Annotated in this window: 2 protein-coding genes and 1 pseudogene; all 3 read left to right on the top strand. The window is 44.5% G+C overall.

Annotation, left to right across the window (positions count from 1 at the left end; genetic code table 11):
* Nucleotides 1-893: phospholipase D-like domain-containing protein (locus tag BKL51_RS06005; protein ID WP_233127087.1), on the top strand; the 893-nt coding region annotated here is incomplete at its 5' end.
* The gene (locus tag BKL51_RS12065) at nt 893-1,033 is read left to right on the top strand and encodes a hypothetical protein (RefSeq protein WP_233127086.1); all 141 of its coding nucleotides are present in this window, start codon (nt 893-895) and stop codon (nt 1,031-1,033) included. The genes BKL51_RS06005 and BKL51_RS12065, both read left to right, overlap by 1 nt.
* Nucleotides 1,034-1,069: 36 nt before the next feature.
* Nucleotides 1,070-1,587: pseudogene (locus tag BKL51_RS06000) on the top strand (sel1 repeat family protein); the annotation flags it as partial.

Raw genomic sequence — 1,587 nt, 5'->3', positions numbered from 1 at the left:
ATATTAAACAGACCACCAGTTATCTTTACATGGAAAACCAATATTTCCGCTGGCCGGTACTGGTTGAAGAATTTTTATCGCACTGGAAAACCATGAGAAAAGGCAGAGCCGGCCCTATCCACTGGTTTACCGTGACCAACTCGTCGGACAGCGCTATTGGTGACGGGACCCTGACCACCAATAATATGTTGAAATTATTAGGCAGACAGGATGTGATGCCGAATGTGGCGAAGAAGGTGCGGGTAGAAGAATTGGAAGCGGAAAGAGAGAAACTGGCGTTAGCCAATAGCAATATACGCGGTATGCTAGGTATACCGGCGCCCTTAGATAAAGCGACCGCCGAGCGGGTCAAGGCACTTGATGAAGAAATTGCAAAGCACAAAAGAGCGGTACAGGAAGCTGAAGGTAAAATAAAAAAACAGGAAGAAATTCCCGAACCGGAAGAAGATCGCCAATTTACCCAAAAACTAGGTTATGAACTGGACGACACGCCGGGCATTAAAGCGCATATTTGCACCCTTGTGGCGGATAATGCGTGGCAAGAAGTCTATGTGCATTCCAAAGTCACCATTATTGATGACGTATTCACCGTTATCAGCTCGGCAAACTTAAATACGCGTAGTATGGAAAAAGATACGGAATTGGGCATTATTTTGGAGGCGGGCGAGGTGGCGCGTGATTTACGTAAACGGTTATGGGACTTACATACCAAGCAAAATGCCGCCGCCAATCCGGAGGGTATGTATAATTATAATGTGGCAAAGAATGCATTTGATGTATGGGGGCGATTAATGAGAAATAATAGATTGGCAAGAATGAACGGGGACATAAAGCCCCTTTATCCATTACGCCAATTTTTTAGACCTAATCCTAAAGTAAGTCGGGCTGATTAATGAAAAAATGTTTAAAAATTTTATTGATGTTTATCATCGTAACAATCATCGGTTTGTTTTGGCTATACCGTTATCTGGAATGTAACCCGATACCGATAACCCTGGGTGGCGGGCCTTCCGGTTCTCGTCCGGAGCGTTGATATGCCAAGCAAAAAGAACAACAGAGGAAAACAAACATGGCAAAACTGGAACAACTGGCAGCCTTAGAATTTACGTGCAAGAAAGAGGAACGCCCCCCTCTGTCGGAAGACACCCAACAGCTTTATAACTATGCTCTTTATCACGACCTACATAATATGTGGGAGGGCGAGAAAGGCGATGACGTGTGGAACGGGCTGGCGCGTTATTACCGCATAGCAGCACTAAACGGCGATTATAAAGCCAACGTACGGCTGCAATATCTGCTACAAAGCGGACGGATTAGCAGCGATATGCCACAAACGGAAGTGCATAATCTGAATGAAGAACTGGCAAAACAGTTACCCGCCACTGCTTATTATAATTTGTATGGCTATTTGGATATTGGCTATGGTGTGCGTACGGAAAAAGACGGCAAATATGCTTATTTAAGAAAAGCGGCGGATTTAGGTAGTCGGGAAGCACAGTATGTGATAGCGGAAATGTTGGCGGATATGGAAGATAAAGAGGAAACGAAAGAAGCCTTTCAATATCGTTTAAAACTTGTGGAGCAATT

It is taken from the genome of Rodentibacter sp. Ppn85 (assembly GCF_001999335.1).
GTDB lineage: Bacteria > Pseudomonadota > Gammaproteobacteria > Enterobacterales > Pasteurellaceae > Rodentibacter.
Note: the sequence above shows the minus strand (reverse complement) of the source record. Positions and strands in the feature narration are given on the sequence as shown.